Origin of the sequence: Aneurinibacillus uraniidurans (assembly GCF_028471905.1) — a bacterium.
Taxonomy (GTDB): Bacteria; Bacillota; Bacilli; order Aneurinibacillales; family Aneurinibacillaceae; genus Aneurinibacillus; species Aneurinibacillus uraniidurans.
The window spans coordinates 870,742-891,731 of sequence record NZ_CP116902.1 but is presented as its reverse complement, the minus strand read 5'-3'; the positions used below and the strand labels follow the sequence as shown (position 1 = coordinate 891,731).

The following is a 20,990-nucleotide window of genomic DNA, read 5'->3' as shown; positions in this document are numbered from 1 at the left end:
TCCTTGTACAGTTCATAGTTATCCCAAATAAGGAGATTTTTATGCATTACTATTAACATTGAAATATCCTCTACCCCAAGGTCAATAATATTGCCTAGTATGTAAAGATCTCGATGTGGTCCTCATACACGATAATCTCGCGCACCATCTGGCGAATCAGCTGCTGCTTATCTTCAAACGTTAGCTCATCATGCCTCCTGGTCAAATAGTATTCAGCTGCCTCACTCAATAGGTTCTGATTAAACCCGGCTTCCTTTACTTCTTTGAACCTTATCTTCAGCTCTTCCAGTTGTTTCATAGCTGCTTCTTCCTTCTCCTTCAAAGCCCGTATTTCTTCCCGAATCTCTTCTTCACCTATATCCATACCAACAGCAAAAAGGGAAAGCAGTCTCTTACGTCCCGTCTTCACTTTTTCTATCTCTTTTTCTAGCCGTCCAATCTCTACCTGTTCAAATGGAATTTCTTCGTGCTCTTCACCTTCGACTTCCGCCGCCGCTGCCACTTCATCTGGATGCTCTAACCAGGTACGAATTGTTTCCCACACCTCATGATCCAGCTCTTCAACTTTTACTCTTCTGCCACATCCTCTAATCTTAGCTCCAGCAGTATTCTTTATGTCACTATACTCGTATACATATTTGCCCCAGTTCTTTGCTTTTCTGCCGGTTAAGGTATTTCCACAATCTGCGCAGCGAAGCACCCCGCTCAATAAATATTGATTTAAACTTTTTTTAGCCCAGCGACGACGCGAATCCTGTAGCAGTTCCTGCGTATATTCAAATTGTTCATGATCGATAATAGGTGGGCAAGGAACATGAATCCATTCCTCTCTCGGACGTTCTTTCATCTGCACACGCTCATCTGGATCTTTATGCTTGTTCCCGAGCATCCCCTCTGTATTCCAGCGGTTCTGATAGAACTCACCAACATAAGCCTGATTCATTAGGATTTGGCGCACTACTTGACGATGCCATACACCCTTTCCTTTTTTAGTAGGTATCCCTTCTTTGGTAAGGTACAGAGCAATCCCGTTCATCCCCTGTACCTCTCCTGGCTTTGTAAACAACTTAAAAATAAGACGAACAGCAGCTGCTTCTTCTTTATTAATAACCATCTGTCCGGTCTCTTTATCATAGTTGTAACCATACACCTGAAAGTCACGCAGTACTTTCCCCTGACGCGCTTTCTCCCTGCGTCCTCGACTCATTCGCTCATTGATCTTGGCTTTTTCAAACTCTGCAACCGCACCACGCATGCTGTAAAAAAGTTGCCCTTCAGGTGTGCGTGCATATTCACCATTTACGAAAACAAGTTCCACCCCTCGACGATCAAACTCCTCTGTGATCAGCAGCTGATTCATAAGCTTACGTGATAACCGGTCCGGATCAAGGCAAACAATCTTAGTAATAAGCCCATCACGAGCATCTTGGCGTAGGCGTGATAATGCTGGCCGATCTAGAAACTCTCCAGAAATTCCTTCATCTACATACTCTTTGCATTCAGTGGTCCCGGCCTTCTTCCGACACTCCCTGATCTGACTCTCCAGACCGAAGCCACTCTTCACCTGTTCTTCTGTACTTACCCTCGCATAGATACCGATCACGCAGCTTCTCCCTCCTATACTTCTCTTTGAGATACATATAGCAGGCAAGCATTCTTTTATCAGTAGAGTCACCTTTCACAATTTTCACATGCATCTGCGTATCACCTCGCTACTGAAAGCTATGCAGACGCTGCTTGTTCAAATGATTAAAAAACCCCACCACCCAAACGGGCAGTAGGGTTATATTATTTCCGTTGAGCTTCATGCATTTATAAATATTTATAAATAGGTTCATTATCCTGTAAGAAAAAAACAAAAATGATCAAAATACCCCATAAAATGTATGTCACATAAATACCGTAAATAACTTTATGTGATGTTTTTTTTCGAGTATAAAGTTAGGGGTGTGAGAGATGCATAACAAAAAAGACTATAGAAATTGCAAAAACTGCTGGTGGGCAAAAGATGAAGGTTGTATGAGAAAGCTCTGTTGTTTCACTAACCAATGGATTAATGATGCCGAAAGACTATGTTATGGTTGGCGACCAATTGACACAGAAGAAAAGTATAGGTATCTAGAAAAGTATGGATATGAACATAAAAGAATCGGGATTATTCCGCAGATATCTTAATATCAAGCCAGCTAGTCGGATGAAAATGATTAGCTGGTCACTCCAAAATTCGCTTCAAAATAATTTCCCCATCATCTACATACACCTGTAGATGATTTCCAGTATCTAATCCGATATGCTATCAGAGTTCTTCGGGGATCAAGATGTTCTCATCTTCTATTTTCCACTCAATTCCTCGCGCCGATTTTATTTATTTCCACACGATACCCGAGTACCCATAGTCTTAGAGTCTATATACTTGTATAGTAAATACTGATACTTATATAGTATTATTAGACTAAATAGATTAGGGAGTTTGTTTTTGTATGGATGTGGAAAAGTTTATTAAAGATAACGAAAAAAGCATTACCATGTTTTACTTTGTGGCAAGGGAACTACTGCTGGAAAGTGATAGCACAGATACTGAGAAAATCAAACAGCTAACAGGAATGATTCAAGTAATCGAATCAAAGTGATGCAGTCTTTTTTCGAAAATATGTTAAATTGGGGTGTGGAGAGGAGAGGAACGATGGTGGTTGCATTGGGCTACACAATAAAATCCTTCACAGCATTAACCACCAAACAAAATGAAGCGTATAACATGGACAGATGGTTTATTGGCTATTGCCTTAGTCATTGCCTTAACTACTACTAACTACTCAAACCTTAGATGGATTGATTATGCATTGTTCGCAACATCGGCGATTTGGTTTATAGCCATGGCAGTAAAACTTTGGCTGATGCGAGGACGATAAGTGATTAAATATTTATAATGATCTTCTTTTTGATATTTTTTAACACAATAAATAAGCCTCCCGTTCATCTGGGAGGCTTTTGACTGTATACAGTCTGGTATGGTTTATCGTGCTTGTGGAGCAACCAGATTATTTCCACATAGAAAGGAATTTATACGTAGACTCCTACTGGTTACTTAACATTAACTTTCATTTGTTCTGCCCATACATTAGCAGAGTTTGCTCTTGCTTCATAGAGATTAATATGTTTTTGCTCTGGTGATTTTTCTATTGATGGTGTTATGATTTCTACTTTAGTCGCTAATGCGAGTACGCCCCATAAAACAGAAATAAAGAGGAGTGCTTGTAGGATACCCTTCATTTCTGATTTCCTAACTTGAACTGCATTCATTTTTTATTACCCCCGTGTATGTACTACATCTTTATTATCACCTTTATGGTGCATTTTCACAAAGTTGATATTCCTTCATGAAAGCGACAATCATTGGTGCTGAAAGAGGATGAAAGCGGATGTCATAATATGTAATCTTATGATTCCTCTGTTTTTCGTCGTGTTTCTCATGTTGTTATTCCTAGGGATAATTTTTGACAAAATAAAAAATCCCCACCACCCAAACGGACAGTGGGGTTGTCTTATAGCTGTTAGAGTCCTGTTCTAATTGTGCTAGAAAAAATCATTTTCCTCATTATGATAAGGCTTGTGGTATTGAATGAAACCTTCCCAGTCAGGTAATTTTCTTTTTACCGCTTCTTCATTCCAGAGCCATGCTTCTTGTTGAAATTGTGTTAAATGTGCTTTTAACGCATTCACTTTTTTGCACCATGTCGCTGTAATATCGATCTTTGTCATCTGAGCTAGGACAGCCCCTACCTTTTCTGGCTGGCGGTACTCCCGACTTAGCACTGGATAATAGAGCTTGCTCACTTTATGCGGATTATATCCTTTTTCAATTACTTCAGGATTGCCTGATAAACAAAAAGCATGTGTTACACATCGCCCAAGCGAGCGATGATCCGGATGATAAGCAAATTCTCCTTGGGGTCCACATGTAATCATAACACTGGGCTTAACTGTACAAATAATTCTAATCAACACTTTCGTAAGGAGTTCGGGTTCTATTTTTTCAATCCCCTTGTCGGGTAGATGGAGAAAAATACATTCAGATACACCTAATATTTCGCATGCTTTTTGCAATTCCTGTTTCCTTACACTTGGAAGTTCTTTCTTTGTTGTAAAAGGAGGATCCCCCATCCGAATACCTGATTCTCCATTTGTTGCACAAACTAGAGTGACAGGAATCCCCTGCTCTGCATACTTCGCTAGTGTACCTCCGCATGTAAATGATTCATCATCTGGATGGGGGAAAACAGCAAGAATATGAGACATTACATTCTTCTCCTCTTTACTAATTCTTTTCTCCGTATTTAAATTGTGATGAACAAATCGGAAATATACACAGAAAGTTACTTTGTAAGAAATAGGCCGCTCACTACTCTCTACTTATTTACGCACCACTATTGACATCGAAATCTCATTTTCGATACAACGTGCTGCATATGTTGCCAGCTTCGTACCTTTGTTTTTCTTATAACTTTCAATTGCTTTAATGAGTCCAATCGTACCAATGGAAATCAAATCTTCGCTGTCTTCCCCGGTGTTTTCAAATTTCTTTGTTATATGCGCGACTAAACGTAAGTTGTGCTCAATCAGCATATTCCGCGCATACTTGTCACCTTCCGCCATCAAATCCAGATATCGATTTTCCTCCGTCTCACTGAGCGGTTGCGGAAACGCATTGTTCTTAATGTACGACACGAACATCATCATGTCTTTGAAAAACATAGTTAGCATTGCGAACAAGCTTGACATAGCGTCACCCCCGAGATGTTTTTCACCTTATCTCAGGGTATGAACTCCGCGCCCAGTCCGTGCCTGTACGGTTCCAAAGGATAAGCCTATTTTTTCAACACTTTCCTTATTTCAATAACGGGCAGGATAGCTTACGAACATAAACGAATATGTAATGTATACATATTGTCATTTTCTCTAGGAGGTGTATGCATGTTTATAAAACAGCTGTTTGACGAATTTTTAGGTTTTGAATATAAAAAGCTTGATGATAATAAATTACAAGTTCGATTACCAGTTCAAGACCTCTTCATTAACAGTGCAGGGGTTGTACACGGGGGAGTCATTTCTTCATTGGCTGATGTAGCCATGTCAAACTTGATTCCAGCAAATGAGCACGGTATACAACAAGTCGTAACCGTCGATTTAAATGTTTCCTTTTTAAAACCTGCTACTGGTACATACTTGATAGCACATGCCCAAATTGAAAAACAGGGTAGAACTTTAATCCATACGGAATGTTCGATTTATAACGATAAACAAGAGCTTGTTGCTAAATCTAAAGCGATCTTATTTCGCACACCATGAGTATTCACACATAGAAACAAGTAGATATGGCTCTCTCAAGGGTAGTCAGCTCATCCCCGCATGAAAAGGAGGGATGAGCTGACCATTGCTGTCATGAAGAAAGAAAAATAGACCTCCTTTGAGCCTGCAAAGCACTGGGAAGTCTATTACTAGAAATACGAATCTTTGAGCCGCTTCCTTGTGGAGAAGCGGCTATTTGTATCTCGATCGCTTGGTGGACCAACACCAGACTGTCTTCTTTATTCTAAATTTAAGCGTAAGGAAGTGCGATCTGTTCTATATTTATCGATGAACTTTTACTTAAATCAATAAATTCATTTCCTATTTTGACAAGTGGCCGAGCAGGTTCATGGGTATGAATCATTACAATTTCCCCTTTTCTTCCGTCTGAAAGAACAACCTCACTACCTATAAGAATCATCATGATTTTATGCAAGAATAATCTGATTATTTTAGGGTCCAATTTGCCAAACCGATCTTCTTGCATCTGGTTAATGACTTTATAAAAGGGAGCAGGTTCGTGATAAGCACGCTTAGAAGTCATAGCGTGAAAAATATCAGCCACCGCTACAATTTTACTGAATTGATGAATTTTATCACCTTTCAATCCAAATGGATATCCACTTCCATCTTCTCGCTCATGATGCTGTAAAGCAACAAGAGCGCATGTAGGAGAAATACCTATTGTTTTTTTTAGCATTTCATATCCATAAGTCGTATGTTTCTTGATTTCATCGTATTCCGCAGCCGTTAATCTACCTGGTTTATTTAAAATCTCATCGGGAATTTTCATTTTTCCCACATCATGTAACGTAGCCGAAATGGTCAGCAATTTCAAATCAGATTCATGTAAATGTAACCACTTTCCAATCAAAGTAGCAAATACCCCTACCCCAATGTTATGTCGATAGGTATAATCATCTTTTGATTGCAGCATGGAAAACAATTGAACTACATCGCTATTTTCAGATGCTTGATGAATTACAGGGATAATATGGTTTCTCACTTCTAGTATAGGAATTTTATTTCTCTTCCGTACAAATTGAAAAATATCTTTTACTTGTAGGGTTGCTTCTTCAATCAGTTTTTCTGTTATCGTATCTTTTTGGGGAGCAAGATTATTTTCTTGTTCTGAAATGAAATCATGTTCGGTTAAAATGATATGATTATTCATAAGCAATACAATATGTTCTTTACCTATTGTGGTGTTTGCTGCTAAAAGCAGTATGCCATGGTGATTAATAATATCATGTTTTAAACAAAAACCAACGAAGTCAAAGTTAGACCTCTTTATATTCATCTTGACTCCCTTCTAAGATTAGATAATTATGTTTAACCTTCTCTAATCTCTTTGATATATTTGTTAATCCTTTGGGTCGCTTCATAAAGCAAAAGACGTTCTTCCCAAGTGATTGATGAATCCATAATTTTATTTTTAATCTCTTCTTTTATATGAATTAATGCCTCGACTACTGCACAGGGACTGAATGATTCCTTCATAATATTACTTCTTCCTTATTCATAGTTCTCCACCTTCATTCCCAAAAATCACACAGATAGTATCCCAAATACCGTAGTCTGCAGAATCCTGAACTGATATTGGCGTAGGGCTTCAGGTTTTGACTTATAAGGAAAGTGTAGTATCGGACATAATGCACTCCTCCTTTTATCAAACATAGGCTGCATAGCAGCAACTATTGTCAAATTATACATTACGCTACTGAACAAATTCTGAACAAAATCCAATAAATGTAACACAGATAATGTAGCTCACTAGTTATTTTTATTTTTATTTTTTTAATTTTGAACTAGTAGTGCCACATTAATTCAAATGGAACTATCAGAATATTTATCAATCCATAAAAAAAGCCACAAATTAATGTGGCTTTTACATTGGTCAATTTTCAACATAGATACATGTTGCTCTTAGTTTTGAATGCTGGGTATTTAAAAATTAGGGCTGCCAAATTTCCCTGATTGAAAATCTTCATAAGCTTGAACGATTTCTTGTTTGGTATTCATGACAAACGGTCCGTACTGTATCATCGGTTCGTTAATTGGCTCACCGCTCATTACGATCACCAGCGCATTTTCGGTGATTCCTTCTACTTCGATTTCTCCTTGTTCATTTTCAAATAAAACAAAATCGGTTTCGGAGTATTCATTTGTTTCGTTGATTTTTACTTTTCCTTTAAGCACTAATAAGCCAGTATTGAACATAGAAGGGAGAGTAAACCGAGCTTTACCATGTTCTTTAAATGTAATATCAAAAAGATTGACAGGAGTAAATGTTTGAGCAGGACCTTTTACACCTTCCAACTCACCTGCGATAATGCGGATTCTACCACCATCGTTTGGAAGCTCCACCCGACTCATTTGTTCGTCTAAAAGGGCTTGGTATTTAGGTGAACTCATTTTATATTGTTTTGGGAGATTAACCCATAATTGAATCATATGAAGTTCGCCACCGCGCTGAGAAAATGACTTTTCTTGATATTCTTTATGCAAAACACCAGAACCAGCCGTCATCCATTGCACATCGCCGGGACCAATGATCCCATGATTTCCTGCATTATCATGATGTTCTACATAACCCTCATAGGCAATCGTCACCGTTTCAAAACCTCGATGTGGATGTGCTCCTACACCTTTCGGAGTGGAACTCGGTGGAAATTCGAAAGGTGAATTATAGTCCAATAAAATAAAGGGACTGATACGCTGCTGAAAACTATTTCCTGACGGGAAATAGTTTGATACTCGAAAACCGTCCCCTACCATATGGAAGGGAGCCCCTTTAAAGGCTCCCACAATTGAACGAAATGCTGCCATCGTTTCACAACTCCTATCATTTTTTACATGTTTAACAAGGAATCAACGGAATATGCACCAGCACCAGTCAAAGCCACACCTATTGCGACTACTATGAGCAGTAAGTTATATTCGTATCCATTGGATGTAACCCAGTATCCATTTGGTCCATGAACTTTGATAATCGCCATCAACATCGTGATCACAATCAAAGCCGCACCTATTGGAGTCAAGAATCCACTTGCAAATAGCAATCCTCCGAGTAATTCACTCAATCCGGCAAGAACCGCCATCATTACACCCGGTTTAATTCCAATAGATTCCATCCAACCTCCAGTCCCTTTCGGACCATATCCTCCGAACCAACCAAATAATTTTTGTGCGCCGTGCCCCATAAAACTTACTCCTACAACTAAACGAATGAGCAATAGACCAAAATTCATCATTTCATCCTCCTTGATTTATACTATTACTTACTTTTAGTTATAAACTTTATATTAGTATGATACTTCTAAAATCAGTATATGTCAAGCAACTTTCATATGGGTATTGCTATACAGAGGTACGTATACATGTGTACGCAGTGTGAAACCATAAAATCAGAACTGTAACATGAAAGGAGGTAGCTTGAGTAACGAAATAGGCTCTCAAGCGTGCGATAGTTATGAAAGCAAGCGATTTATTTGTGCAATGTTTAGAAGCGGAAGGCGTGGAATACATTTTTGGCATTCCTGGTGAAGAAAATATTGATCTAATGGACTCTATCTCTCGCTCCTCGATTCAGTTTGTAATCGCAAGACACGAGCAAGGGGCCGCATTTATGGCCGATATGTACGGCCGCCTGACCGGTAAACCCGGTGTCTGCCTGGCGACACTTGGCCCAGGTGCTGCCAACCTGGTCACTGGCGTGGCCAACGCACATCTGGATCGGGTTCCCCTTGTGGCGATTACAGGACAAGCAACACGAACACGATTGCATAAAGAATCTCATCAAAACATTGATACCGTTAAGATGTTTGAACCAATTACGAAGTACAGTCAGCAAGTATTACACGCAAGTATCATTCCAGAGGTGATTCGCAAGTCGTTCCAGCTTGCTGTCATGGAAAGCCCCGGCGCTATACATATTCAACTACCAGAAGATGTAGCTCAAAAGGATATTGAGGGACGTCCATTACTAAAATCGCATCTCTCCCCCCCTCTTGTAAACGAATCGATGATACAGTCGGCTGTTGATATCATTTCCCAAGCAAGTCGTCCCGTTATTTTAGCAGGAAATGGGGTTATTCGCTCACAAGCGTGGAACGAGGTTCGCGCTTTAGTAGATAAGTCCAATCTTCCTTTAGTCAATACATTTATGGCAAAAGGGATTCTGCCTTTCGAACATCCGCGAAACCTCTTTACCGTAGGCGGAAAACCGTATTCGCAAAAAGTACTACGACCCCTATCTGAAGCAGATTTAGTCATTGCGATTGGATTCGATCTTGTTGAATATGAGCCAGCAACATGGAACTTTGACCATGCCCGTCGCGTTGTGCACATTCATGAGACACCTGTCGATGTAGATGAGCATTTCCCTACCGTAACAGAGCTCGTTGGTGATTTACGTCATACCCTTACGCTGCTAACACGTTTCATTGAGCAGCAGCCGGAACCTACCTTGCATAATGAAATTCGATCCCATCGCCTGGCAGAAATCACTTCCATTTCACATAACCAGGAGGAACTGCCGCGTCATGTAATGTTAACCCTGTCAGAGAAACTCCCCGAGAACACACTCGTTATATCAGATGTCGGATTACACAAGGTATGGGTATCACGATGGTATCAGCCAAAAATACCGGGTCGAACCATCATTTATAACGGCTTTGCATCAATGGGAGGCTCCCTGCCAGCAGGTATTGCAAGTAAACTGGTTGAACCTCATTCCTCAGTCGTTGTTGTCTCTGGAGATGGTGGTTTTCTAATGAATGTACATGAACTCGAAACAGCGAGACGACTGGGTGCTGCATTCACCATGATTGTTTTCACCGATAAAACGTACAGCCTTATTCAAAAGAAACAGCGTGATGCCAATTTAGCTGTAACAGGAATCTCTTTTAGCAACCCAGACTTTCAATTGCTTGCAAAAAGCTTTGGTGTTGAATATTACAGGGCTGAAACACCGGAATCATTCGACGATTGTTTACAATCTGCCATTGGTAGTAACAAGTTAAACCTCATTGAAGTTGTGCTTTAAGAGATATGCATGGGAGGATGTATATGAAACAAACACAATTGTGGATTGGTGATACGTGGATTCCCGGAGCAAGCACCGTGACACTACATAGCCCTTATAATGGAAATCCAATTGCAGAAATCGGCTATGCATCAGTCGAACAAGCAGAGCAAGCTATTGAGGTAGCCGCGGCTGCGTTTAAATCCTTTTATAAGGTACCGGCATATACCCGCGCAGAGATTTTACGGAAAGTTGCAAGTGCGATGGAAAAGCGACACGAAGAATTATCCCGGCTCATAGCCGAAGAATCCGCAAAACCGATTCAAGCGGCACGCGGTGAAATCGATCGGACGATTCAAACGTATTTGTTTGCAGCAGAAGCAGCACGCGACAACAGAGGCGAAACCATTCCGATGGATGCTGCCCCACACGGCGAAAATCATATCGCCTATACACAGCGTAAACCACTTGGTGTTGTTACCGCTATTACACCGTTCAACTTTCCGATGAATTTAGTCGCCCATAAAGTAGGACCAGCCATAGCTGCCGGAAACACAATTGTCCTAAAACCAGCCGAACAAACTCCGTTATCTTCACTCATATTGGCTGAGCTATTTCAGCAAGCGGGTTTGCCTGCTGGTGTACTAAACATTATTCCTGGCTCCGGTGCCGAACTAGGTGAAATACTGACCACACATCCAAAAGTAGCTTTTATCACCTTTACAGGTAGTCCACGGGTCGGAAAATTAATTCGTGCTCAAGCTGGTTTACGCAGAGTTACACTCGAACTCGGTTCAAACTCGCCGCTACTCATCGATGAAGGGTTTTCCCCTGATGAATTAGAAAAAATTGCGGACGAAACAACAAACGGTTCCTTTAATTACGATGGACAAGTTTGTATCTCGATTCAACGGGTTTATGTGCACAAAAATATATACGACGGTTTTGTGAAGCGCATGGTACAGCGGGCAGAAAAACTAAAGATCGGCGATCCGCTCGCAGAAGATACAAATATATCCGCTCTTATCAATACCACAGCCGCAGATCGACTCAAAAAATGGGTAGAGCATGCTGTCTCAAAAGGCGCCGTCGTTCAAACAGGAGGCACCTTTGAAGGCAATGTAATGGCGCCAACGATCCTTACCAACGTATCTCCAGATGCAGAATTAAATACGGAAGAAGCTTTTGGTCCAATTATAACGATTACACCGTTCGAGACTTGGTCAGAAGCGATCGACATGGCTAACCGCTCAAAATTCGGCTTAAACTCCGGTGCATTTACGAAAGATATTGAGCGTGCATTCCAGGCAGCAGAAAAATTGGAATCCGGTGGTGTTTTAATTAATCAAATTCCGACTTTCCGCGTTGACCAGATGCCGTATGGTGGGGTTAAAGAGAGCGGTAGCGGTCGTGAAGGAATCCGCTACGCAATGGAGGAAATGATGGATATTAAACTCGTCGTACTGCGTATGAATGTATACCAACCATAAAATAAAGATACAAAAAGCGATCCCTTCTTTTTTGGAAAGGATCGCTTTTTTCTAAGCAGATTAGAATGCTTTAAGATATGACCGATAAATATCCTCTAATGGATAAACAGTTCCTTTATCGTCCTTAAACACAATATGCTTCCGCTCAAATTGAACAGGTGAGTCAATTCCCGCAGCAGCCGCTAATCGAAAGAGGCCTTCGCGCATCGTTATTACATAATTAACAACGCGATATTTCTTCTCATCGATGACTAGCGCCTTCTGAAGATTTGGATCAGTTGTCGCAACACCAACTGGGCAGGCGTTAGAATGACATTTAAGGGCCTGGATACAACCTACTGTAATCATAAAACCACGTGCAATATTTACTAGATCGGCACCCATGGCAAGTGCAATGGCAACCCGATCAGGAGTAAACAGCTTCCCTGAGGCGATTACTTTTACACGATCTCGTACACCGTGCTTGTGCAAGGCGGCATCAAGAATGGGTAAAGCTGATTTAATCGGCAAGCCCACACTGTCTGCCAGTTCTTGAAAGGTGGCACCCGTTCCCCCTTCTCCTCCGTCTACTGTAATAAAATCTGGGCCCTTTCCTGACTGTTTCATATACACTGCCAATTCATCTGCATCATCATAACTCCCAATTACAACTTTGATCCCAACCGGTTTTCCTGTAGTCTCACGGATACGCTCAATAAAATCAAACATCGTCGGTAAATCCCCGAATTGATGAAAACGGTTCGGGCTATCGATTGGTTTGTAAGGTTTAACCCTGCGAATTTCCGCAATTTCCGGTGTTACCTTCTCACCATCCACATGTCCACCGCGTATTTTGGCTCCCTGGGCTAACTTAAGTTCAAAAGCTTTAATTTGCGGAATCTCACTTTTTTTCTTCAGCTCTTCCCAATCAAAATTTCCATCTTCATCTCTGACCCCGAAAATTCCTGGGCCGATTTGCATAATGATATCAGCCCCACCTGTTAAGTGATACTTGGAGAGTCCACCTTCTCCAGTATTCATCCAGGTACCTTTTACGATCGCTAGTCCTTCCGACAACGCGGTAATCGCATTGCTTCCTAGAGCTCCGAAACTCATGGCTGACATGCCAATAAGTCCTTTAACCACAAAAGGATTTCTTGCCTTCTCCCCGATCACAACTGCGTCTTCCTCTTTTAGCAAGTAGGTAAGTGTCTCTTCATCTACAAGTTCTTCTTTTCGTTGTGTAAATAACGTCTCCTTAAGCAGCAGATATTTTCTTGTTTTCACCTTTGTCTCACGGTCCATGTTCAATTCTTCCATTTGTTTCGGGAACATAGAATTTCGGATATAGTAACCGGGCTGCTCAAAATCACGTTTAGAACCGAACCCGATAACATCCCGCTTATATTTAGCACTTCTAACAATATGCTGATAATCATCACGGGAAAAAGGTTTACCTTCTGTATCATTATCGAAAAAATATTGACGCATTTCCGGCCCGATATTCTCGAGAAAATATCGCATCCGACCAAGCACCGGATAATTCCGTAACACAGGGTGTCTCTTTTGCCTTTTATCAATGAAAAACATGTAGGTTAAAACAAAAGTAACAAGTAACAGCAGCATAACAACCACAACAAATTCGATGATGGTTAAATAGTTCGCTATATTCATCTTTTCTCTCCTCAGAGCTTTTGTATTAGATTATTATTCCACCAAGTACAGATTTTTATCCAACATCACCCTTTCGTCTTTATGTTTACGAAAACCAATCGGAATAAAAAGTAAAAACCTATCCATGGTTTTGTGTAATACAATCACGGATAGGTTTTTTAGACATTTTTGTATTCATACTTTCATGATAAAATCAAGGCATAGAAACTATTCAAGGAGCTGTATATGTCAATTTTTTCATTTCTTATTTGGGCTGGTTTACTATATTATTTTCTATTAAGTGACAAGGAAATTAAAACGGTTACGTTTGGTTCGAAAAAAAGATTTATCATTTTCATGGTTTCCCCGATAGTAGCTTTCATTATACTTACTGCTTTCGTGCTATCCATTAAAACACTTATATGGATACGTTGTTCCCATGCTATTCTTATTTTGGGACTGTGGACATCAACAACTCTTTTGTTTATATCCAACCTATACAGACCCAAGGCACAGAAATCATCATTTTCATTTCAAAAAATAGGTGCTTTTATTCTCGTGTTTGGTCCAGCTGTTTATCTAACCAAACTTCAACACTACGAAGAAACCTTTGTGAATATTCCATACATATTTCCCTTTATTTTAGGTATCTTGTTACTTATGACATTTTACCTTTTTATGTTCCGTTTAAAGGATAACTAAAGGATGAATATATACAATCTTCTACCTCAACATGCTTAACTTTTCAATCGCTTGTTGTTCAGTCGGCAAGAAAAAGATATCGTGTCCACTATTACATTCATAGACGAAATCTTGAAAGCTTTGACTTGAATACATAGAAAAATCTCCAATAATTGCAACCTTCACGCGATAATTAATGAACTTCTGAAGGATTTCGCCTGCAAGGCGTGTTTTCAAATCGAAAAAACTTTCGCTTAGTAGGGATTTGTTCATAACGATACGATCGCAACCCGCTTCATATTGTACGGTTGCCATAAGATCCAATGCTGTCTGAACATCTTCTATTAATATCTCGCTGCTGCTCACGACAGCAATATTTCCCCCTTCAGCTTCTACCTTCGCTATATTCATAATCACCCTCCTAATAATTTTTACCACCAAAAATTATCGCGTGTTATTGCACTAACGATTTCCGTGTGTGCCAAACAGAACTTTGAATGCGAAGTCGACGTGCAATAAAAAACCTTAGTTAAGTAATCTTCCGGCACGATCTTCCTTTTATTTACTGTAATCGATTAAAGTTTAAACTTGGTTACAGCTTCCTGTAACTCATTAGCGAGGTATGAAAGAGATTGAGCAGAAGATGCGACTTCTTCCATTGTTGCCAGCTGCTCTTCAATAGCCGCGGAATTCTCCTGGCTAGCATGCGATCCCTCTTCCGCAGCTTTTTTTATAATCTCGGTGGCCATTACAATTTTCTCGCTTCCCCCTGCCATATGCTCAATAGAGGTAGCCACTTCTTTTACTGTATGATTCACATTTGATATCGAACTCTTAATTTCTTTGAATACAACATTGATTTTCTGCGTACTTTCGAGACCCTCTAGTACCTTTTCTGCTCCATTTTCTATTGCATGCACGGCTTCCTTTGCTTCATATTGAATGCCTTCAAGTACACGTGCAATCTGTTCTGCCGATTTTTTAGACTGTTCAGCTAGCTTTCTTACTTCATCCGCGACGACAGCAAAGCCCTTCCCATGTTCTCCTGCACGTGCTGATTCAATCGCAGCATTTAGTGCTAAAAGATTCGTTTGGTTGGCAATATCACTAATCGCTCCAACGATTTCCCCGATTTCTTGCGAACGGTTTCCTAAGCTTCTGATTACCTTTCCACTTTCTTGAACGGTTTCATTTATCTCATTCATGTTTTTTAGAACGGTCTCTACCGTTTTTGCTCCTTCTTCCGATGAGGTAACCGCGCCTGCTGCTAAACGGGACATTTCTTCACTGCTTGCAGCAATTTGTTGAAATTCTGCTGACATTTGATTAATCGTTTTGGAGACATTCTCAATCCCTTTTAGCTGTTCTTCAGACCCTTCCGCAACACTCTGTGTAGTAGCGGTAAGTTGTTCCGCGGCTTTTGTACTTTGCTCCGAGCTTGCTGTTAGTTGTTCTGAAGAGGCAGCCACCTGTTCCGCGTTCTTGTTAACCTGGTTAATGATATCCTGGAGGTTCGTTACCATTTCATTAATCGCATTGGACAATATTGAAACTTCATCTTTGGCACTGCTCTGTTCCATTTTCTCAACCCTTAAATCACCCTTTGCCACCTGATAGGCTGCATCTGTTATTTTGCTCAGCGGCTGTACAATTTTTCTATATAAGAAGAAGAAGGTAAGCATCATGGCGGTTACTGTAATAACAGTAAGTATGATGGAGAGTAGCAGGAATAGATGCGTCTTGCTTTCTGCTTCAGTTGAGGCTTGCTCTGCTTTTTGGTTTAATTTCGTTTCGAATTCCTTTAACTTAGTTGTTATGTTTCCTTTTATGTCTTTATATTCACTGCCAAAAACCAGTGCCCGCGCTCTATTCAAATCCTTTTGCTCGACTGCTTTCATTGCACTATCTTCAAGTGTAGCCAATGTGTCAGACTTTATTTTCGCTTCCTTTACTAAGGATAGCAATTCCTCGGATACCCCGATCTCCTCAAGTCTTTTTACTGACATGTCACGAGTTTTTGTTTCATTGATCTCACGCCAATAATTGTTATAGTATTCTTTTTCTCCATATTGAACATAGCTTCTTACTTCATTGGTTAAGTAATCGGATGCTTTCATTAGGTTGTTGCCTAATTGTTTACACTCTATTTTCTCTTCTATTACTTTTTTCTCCTCATTTATGCTTTTATCTAGTAAATACAGGCTAAGAAAAGTTAAAACAGCTAATACCAACACAATTGAACTTGTTAATTTAATACTTGTAGAAATCCTCACCCTAACACCCCCTATATTTTTCCAATGCATTTCAAACTTCCACCTAGGTTATAGTTCTGCTGAGACTTGAAAACTTTAGGTCCACAATTAACATAGTAAATATTTCCTTAAGAAGAATATCACAGCTTTTTATCATTAACAAGAAGTTAATAATAAAAAATAGACCTCCCTTAAGCTAAAACTGAAGGAGAGGTCTATTTGTTTCACAGCTACTGTGTACCGGTACGCTTTTGAGCCATTTGCCTATTTTCCGATGCATGCCCCATCATTTCATTAATCAAGACAAAGGAGTAATCCTTACTTACGCCATCCCGTAATGTATCTTCCAACGCCTTGAGCATATGGAGGGGAGCATCATGGTCAGCCCCGAATGTTTCACCACTATCATGCAAAACGAGTACACACCCGCCATGCAGGCAAGTTTGAATTCTTTTTCGTAGAACACGATGATCTACCCGAATTCGCCAGTCACCGACCATAGCTGACCATAATACAAAAAAAAAGGGCCTGCCCATTATAAAATCAAAAACAGTAAACAATCCCCACGGTGGGCGATAATAAACAGGTCTTTCCCCTGTGATCCGCTCGATAATATCAGCTGAATCATGAACCTGTTTCCATAACTTCCATGGGTTCGTAATCCAATTGGAACGGTGGACATAATTGTGAATTCCAATTACATGCCCTTCCTGATGCATACGTCGAATGATCGCCGGGTACTTCTCCGCTTTTGATCCAACAACGAAAAACGTCGCTTTTATTTTGTATGTTTTTAACAAATTCAACAAGTACGGAGTGTAGCGTGGATCAGGTCCATCGTCAAACGTAAGGGCAATTCCTTGTTTCTTGTGTCCCTTCCGAAATACACCTATCCCGATTACACGTGCCATGATCCCAGGAATAATCGCATACACTAACAAAAAAACGAGTACTCCATCCAGCCATAACTTTCCGATACTGTCTAACATGCCTATACTTCCTTTTTTACAATTACGTCCAGTGCTCGCGAAGCCGCCCATTTCGAATGTAACTGCCGTGATTTTTCTCTTATCTGTGCTAAAACTTCAGGGTTTTCTAACACCTGTATTAGATAACGTTGTAAATCTGCCTCGTTTTCTGCGTACAAGGCTACTCCACTGTTAATCAGGACTTGAGCGTTGTCCTCTTCCTGACCAGGAAGCGGCTTATAGAGAAGCATTGGAAGCTCCATAGCAATGGCTTCGGCTGTTGTTACTCCGCCTGGTTTTGTAATCATAAAGTCAGAAAGTGCCATTAGCTCATGAATGTAGTTCACGTACCCGGTTACAAGTAGACGATGCTTTGAAACTGCCTGGTAACGTTCTAACTCCTGTCGCAGCTTTTCATTATGACCGCACACCACAATAATCTGCAAAGGCTGTGAGAGGAAAGTAGAAGATAACATCTTCGACAATCCATTTCCAATAATTCCGAATCCACCGCCCATAATTAGAATCGTCGGGCACTCCTGATCAAGATTGAATTTATCCCGAAGCGCATTTCGATCATACTTCTTGCAAAATTCTGGTCGAACCGGGATACCGGTTACCCGAATCTTTTCATCCTCTACCTTCAGTTGATTCAAAGAAGTACGAACAAATTCTGATCCTACAATATATCGATCGGTATACGGATGAATCCAACTGCTATGATCTGTATGGTCTGTAATTACCGTTACAGCATCCGCATTCGTTAACCCTAGTTCCTTTATTTTTGAAATCATACAGGCCGCTAATGGAAACGTACTTACTACAATAGAAGGCTGTGTCTCCTGCAAAAAACGAATCATACGCCATATTCCCATGTGATTACATGATTTCACAAAAAGAGAAAAGCGGTTAACTGTACGTGTTTTTCGATAAATATATCCATATATAGAAGGGAAGTTTTTTACTCCCTCGATGAAAATATTTCTTCCAATGGAATGCAGATACGGATGTACACATTCCATAAAGTCTACAAGTAATGTTTCTACCTCAGGTATATGCAAACGGGCGGATTCCTGAATGGCATGAGCCGCTTGCAGGTGTCCATCGCCATAGTTTCCGGAAAGAATACACACTTTTTCTTTCCTTACTGCCTTCATGTTTACCATCTCCCAGGTTTTTCAAGTCGTTTGGTGTTTGATCAGCATTCGAATTATTATAATGAAGGAGTATTAGGCAAAACTAAGAGATTGATTAGAATCTGGTAAAAAAAATTAAATTCTGCTTAAAGAAGGTTTTAATTTAATTCTAATCGTCTTTTTTCAAAATAGACCCATACCACACTAGAACAAACAGAAAGGAAGGAACTCTATGTACAAAAAAATCATCTCTGTATTCATTGCAGGATTGATGCTGCTCTCCCCCGTACCTGTATTCGCAAAAGGATTCAGCGGAGGTCATTCAAGTTCCTACCACCAAGGCGGGGCTTTGAGTATACACAACAGCAATCGTCTCACGCAAAGTTCAGCTTCTACTACGTACCATTCAGGCTATCGCTCTCCTTCTTCTCAGGTGAGCAATTACACACAGCATTCTTATACAAACAATAGTCACCAAGCCGATCCTCCAAAAAAATCTGGCGGATTCTTATCCCACGCGGCCGCATTTGGAGCTGGAACGCTGCTTGGCAGCATGTTTCATCCGTTTGGTGGCGGGATCGGTGCAGGTGGAACTTCAGGGTTCTCCTCTACTGGCTTGCTAGTTGATATCGTAATTATTGCGATCGGCTTTTTCTTTATTCGCCGTCTCGTATCCAGATAATCAAGCGCATGAAGGAGTGAACGGTTATGAAGCTTTATTTTTCAGAACAGGATATAATTGATTCATGTTGTGTGTTTGCAACTCGACATCATGGTGGTCATCCACAGGACATCGAGGTCGATCTTCAGTTTGATCAAAACCGAGGATTTAGTGCCGATATTCGCAGCCGTTTTGCCCATACGTTATTCTATGAGCAAGACATCGTCGATTCAATCGCTTTTTATTTAGCTGAATATCATTGTTTTGTTCCTGAACATCTGCGAGTTGATCTTACTTTTTCTGAGCTTGAAAAAATTGGTGCTGAGATCATTATCGCATAACAAGACTGTAAAAAAAAAGAAGGGGATATACACCTCTTCTTTTTTTGTTGAGAACTTATCCATAGCCAGGAAGTACAATGTGTATGACTGTCCCGCCTTGCTCGGCCCGACACACCGTAACCTCTCCCCTATGCATCTCTATAATCGTTTTAGCAATCGCAAGGCCCAGTCCACTACCGCCTTTTTGACGATTACGCGATTTATCTACGCGATAAAACCGTTCAAAAAGGAAGGGAATTTCTTTTTCATCAATCCCAATTCCCGTATCCTCTACAACGATGTGGACTTGTTTTTCTTGCTTATAGGCTGTCAGCCGCACCTCCCCTTCATCCGTATATTTGCGTGCATTGTCTAGAAAAATATCGAGAAGTCGGCGAAATTTCTCCCGATCCATCGCGATCACGAGCGGACTCTCCCACTTACAAACTAATTTCAAATGAGCAGGAAAAGCTGATGACCAGGCTTGTTGTACTTCTTCTAGAAGCGGTTCAAGATCCTGCACCTCTAAAGTCTCTGCCGCTGCAGTTCCCTCCTCCATCTTGGCTAGGAGCAGCAAGTCGTCTACGAGATGGAACAGTCGCCCGCATTCCTGCTTCATCGCCTGTATCGCTTCTTCCCGTATTTCTACTTCATCCTTTCCCCATCTATCTAATAGCCGTAAATACCCGTCAATAATCGTCAAAGGCGTGCGTAATTCATGGGATGCATCCGAGACAAACTGCTTCTGCTTGGCCAATGCAGCTTCAATTCGGTCCAACAGCCCATTAAACGCATCCGTAAGGGCCGTAATTTCTTGTGCTGTCGATTGGAGCGACAACCGTGGAGATAAAGAGGCGGCTTTCATCTCATAAATTTCTGTCATTAAACGATTTAATGGACGTAAACCAAAACGAGACAAAAAATAGCCGCCTACACCAGAAATTACAATGGCTCCAACGGATGCTGTGCCCAGGATAAGGAGAAGAATCCGAATAAAATGGTTCAATGGCTTGGCATCCTCAAACATTTCAAGTCGCAGCGGTTTCGCAAAACCAGGCACAGAAAAGGTTCGATCATCCCGAAACGCTCTCATCTGAATAATAAAATACGATTCAGGCTCAAATACTTTCTCAATATCACTTATGCTCTCCGGTCTCCACTTTGATCCTTTTACCGTGATAATTTCTGTGCCATCCCCGTTGAAAAGGGAAACTGCCTGATATTCATTAACAAATTTACTAAGCATTTGTCGCAAATGCACCTCATTCAGCTTGGAATGGGTAGACAAATCTTCTGATATTTCGTTTGTTATCACATCAGCTTTCGACTGAAGCAGCTGGTGCTGGTGACGATAAACAAGCTGCATCGTTGCCCAGTAGACAAATACATTCGTAATCAACAAAAAGAATAACATGGCAATCGTAAATAAAAAGGCTAGGCGTGATGTAAGAGAATTAGACGTCCGTTTTTTATACATA

Annotated in this window: 19 protein-coding genes and 1 pseudogene; 6 read left to right on the top strand and 14 right to left on the bottom strand. The window is 40.6% G+C overall.

Annotated features, from left to right (window positions below):
- Nucleotides 1-94: 94 nt before the first annotated feature.
- Nucleotides 95-1,603: a recombinase family protein gene (locus tag PO771_RS04430; protein WP_272562075.1), complete on the bottom strand. Its 1,509-nt coding sequence runs from the start codon at nucleotides 1,601-1,603 to the stop codon at nucleotides 95-97.
- Nucleotides 1,604-2,480: 877 nt separating this feature from the next.
- Here PO771_RS04430 and PO771_RS04425 point away from each other — a divergent pair.
- Nucleotides 2,481-2,630 carry a hypothetical protein gene (locus PO771_RS04425; RefSeq protein ID WP_272562074.1) on the top strand — a complete coding sequence of 50 codons (150 nt, stop codon included), beginning with the start codon at nucleotides 2,481-2,483 and terminating at the stop codon, nucleotides 2,628-2,630.
- A 451-nt stretch (nucleotides 2,631-3,081) separates the two neighbouring features.
- Here the strand turns inward: PO771_RS04425 and PO771_RS04420 are convergent, their stop codons facing one another.
- The 3 genes and pseudogenes from PO771_RS04420 to PO771_RS04410 form a co-directional block, all read right to left on the bottom strand.
- Nucleotides 3,082-3,300 carry a hypothetical protein gene (locus tag PO771_RS04420; protein ID WP_272562073.1) on the bottom strand — a complete coding sequence of 73 codons (219 nt, stop codon included), beginning with the start codon at nucleotides 3,298-3,300 and terminating at the stop codon, nucleotides 3,082-3,084.
- 273 nt (nucleotides 3,301-3,573) lie between these two features.
- Entirely contained in the window at nucleotides 3,574-4,296 is a 723-nt protein-coding gene (locus PO771_RS04415; protein WP_272562072.1) for a PIG-L deacetylase family protein, read from the bottom strand.
- A 129-nt stretch (nucleotides 4,297-4,425) separates the two neighbouring features.
- Nucleotides 4,426-4,779: pseudogene (locus PO771_RS04410) on the bottom strand (sigma-70 family RNA polymerase sigma factor); the annotation flags it as partial.
- Nucleotides 4,780-4,971: 192 nt separating this feature from the next.
- On the opposite strand from PO771_RS04410, the gene PO771_RS04405 reads away from it, so the two are divergent.
- Nucleotides 4,972-5,346, top strand: a complete 375-nt coding sequence (locus tag PO771_RS04405) for a PaaI family thioesterase (protein ID WP_272562071.1) — start codon at nucleotides 4,972-4,974, stop codon at nucleotides 5,344-5,346.
- A 250-nt stretch (nucleotides 5,347-5,596) separates the two neighbouring features.
- Here PO771_RS04405 and PO771_RS04400 read toward each other — a convergent pair whose 3' ends face one another.
- The 4 genes from PO771_RS04400 to PO771_RS04385 all read right to left on the bottom strand — a co-directional run bounded on the left by PO771_RS04400 (nucleotide 5,597) and on the right by PO771_RS04385 (nucleotide 8,600).
- Nucleotides 5,597-6,646, bottom strand: coding sequence for an HD-GYP domain-containing protein (locus PO771_RS04400; protein WP_272562070.1), 1,050 nt, complete (start codon nucleotides 6,644-6,646; stop codon nucleotides 5,597-5,599).
- A gap of 32 nt (nucleotides 6,647-6,678) precedes the next feature.
- A complete protein-coding gene (locus PO771_RS04395; RefSeq protein ID WP_272562069.1) occupies nucleotides 6,679-6,846 on the bottom strand; it encodes a hypothetical protein in 168 nt (55 codons plus the stop codon).
- Nucleotides 6,847-7,293: 447 nt separating this feature from the next.
- Complete coding sequence (locus PO771_RS04390) at nucleotides 7,294-8,175, bottom strand: pirin family protein (RefSeq protein WP_272562068.1); 882 nt, start codon at nucleotides 8,173-8,175, stop codon at nucleotides 7,294-7,296.
- 23 nt (nucleotides 8,176-8,198) lie between these two features.
- Nucleotides 8,199-8,600 (bottom strand): DoxX family protein, encoded by a 402-nt coding sequence (locus PO771_RS04385; protein WP_272562067.1) that lies wholly within the window; start codon nucleotides 8,598-8,600, stop codon nucleotides 8,199-8,201.
- 218 nt (nucleotides 8,601-8,818) lie between these two features.
- Here PO771_RS04385 and PO771_RS04380 point away from each other — a divergent pair, with 218 nt between their 5' ends.
- Both PO771_RS04380 and PO771_RS04375 read left to right on the top strand, forming a co-directional pair.
- The gene (locus PO771_RS04380; protein ID WP_272562066.1) at nucleotides 8,819-10,393 is read left to right on the top strand and encodes an acetolactate synthase large subunit; all 1,575 of its coding nucleotides are present in this window, start codon (nucleotides 8,819-8,821) and stop codon (nucleotides 10,391-10,393) included.
- A gap of 23 nt (nucleotides 10,394-10,416) precedes the next feature.
- Complete coding sequence (locus PO771_RS04375; protein WP_272562065.1) at nucleotides 10,417-11,862, top strand: aldehyde dehydrogenase family protein; 1,446 nt, start codon at nucleotides 10,417-10,419, stop codon at nucleotides 11,860-11,862.
- Between the two features lie 60 nt (nucleotides 11,863-11,922).
- On the opposite strand, the gene PO771_RS04370 is transcribed toward PO771_RS04375, so the two are convergent.
- From PO771_RS04370 to PO771_RS04350, 5 genes are all read right to left on the bottom strand, one after another.
- Nucleotides 11,923-13,515, bottom strand: coding sequence for an FMN-binding glutamate synthase family protein (locus PO771_RS04370; RefSeq protein WP_272562064.1), 1,593 nt, complete (start codon nucleotides 13,513-13,515; stop codon nucleotides 11,923-11,925).
- Between the two features lie 702 nt (nucleotides 13,516-14,217).
- Entirely contained in the window at nucleotides 14,218-14,586 is a 369-nt protein-coding gene (locus PO771_RS04365; RefSeq protein WP_272562063.1) for a DUF4180 domain-containing protein, read from the bottom strand.
- A 164-nt stretch (nucleotides 14,587-14,750) separates the two neighbouring features.
- Nucleotides 14,751-16,478 carry a methyl-accepting chemotaxis protein gene (locus tag PO771_RS04360; protein ID WP_272562062.1) on the bottom strand — a complete coding sequence of 576 codons (1,728 nt, stop codon included), beginning with the start codon at nucleotides 16,476-16,478 and terminating at the stop codon, nucleotides 14,751-14,753.
- Between the two features lie 179 nt (nucleotides 16,479-16,657).
- Nucleotides 16,658-17,416, bottom strand: coding sequence for a polysaccharide deacetylase family protein (locus PO771_RS04355; RefSeq protein ID WP_272562061.1), 759 nt, complete (start codon nucleotides 17,414-17,416; stop codon nucleotides 16,658-16,660).
- Between the two features lie 2 nt (nucleotides 17,417-17,418).
- Nucleotides 17,419-18,552, bottom strand: coding sequence for an MGDG synthase family glycosyltransferase (locus PO771_RS04350; RefSeq protein ID WP_272562060.1), 1,134 nt, complete (start codon nucleotides 18,550-18,552; stop codon nucleotides 17,419-17,421).
- 211 nt (nucleotides 18,553-18,763) lie between these two features.
- Here PO771_RS04350 and PO771_RS04345 point away from each other — a divergent pair, with 211 nt between their 5' ends.
- Together PO771_RS04345 and PO771_RS04340 are read left to right on the top strand one after the other, a co-directional pair.
- Nucleotides 18,764-19,213, top strand: coding sequence for a hypothetical protein (locus PO771_RS04345; protein ID WP_272562059.1), 450 nt, complete (start codon nucleotides 18,764-18,766; stop codon nucleotides 19,211-19,213).
- 26 nt (nucleotides 19,214-19,239) lie between these two features.
- The gene (locus tag PO771_RS04340; RefSeq protein WP_272562058.1) at nucleotides 19,240-19,533 is read left to right on the top strand and encodes a DUF2653 family protein; all 294 of its coding nucleotides are present in this window, start codon (nucleotides 19,240-19,242) and stop codon (nucleotides 19,531-19,533) included.
- A 55-nt stretch (nucleotides 19,534-19,588) separates the two neighbouring features.
- On the opposite strand, the gene PO771_RS04335 is transcribed toward PO771_RS04340, so the two are convergent.
- Entirely contained in the window at nucleotides 19,589-20,989 is a 1,401-nt protein-coding gene (locus PO771_RS04335) for a sensor histidine kinase (protein WP_272562057.1), read from the bottom strand.
- Between the last annotated feature and the right edge of the window lies 1 nt (nucleotide 20,990).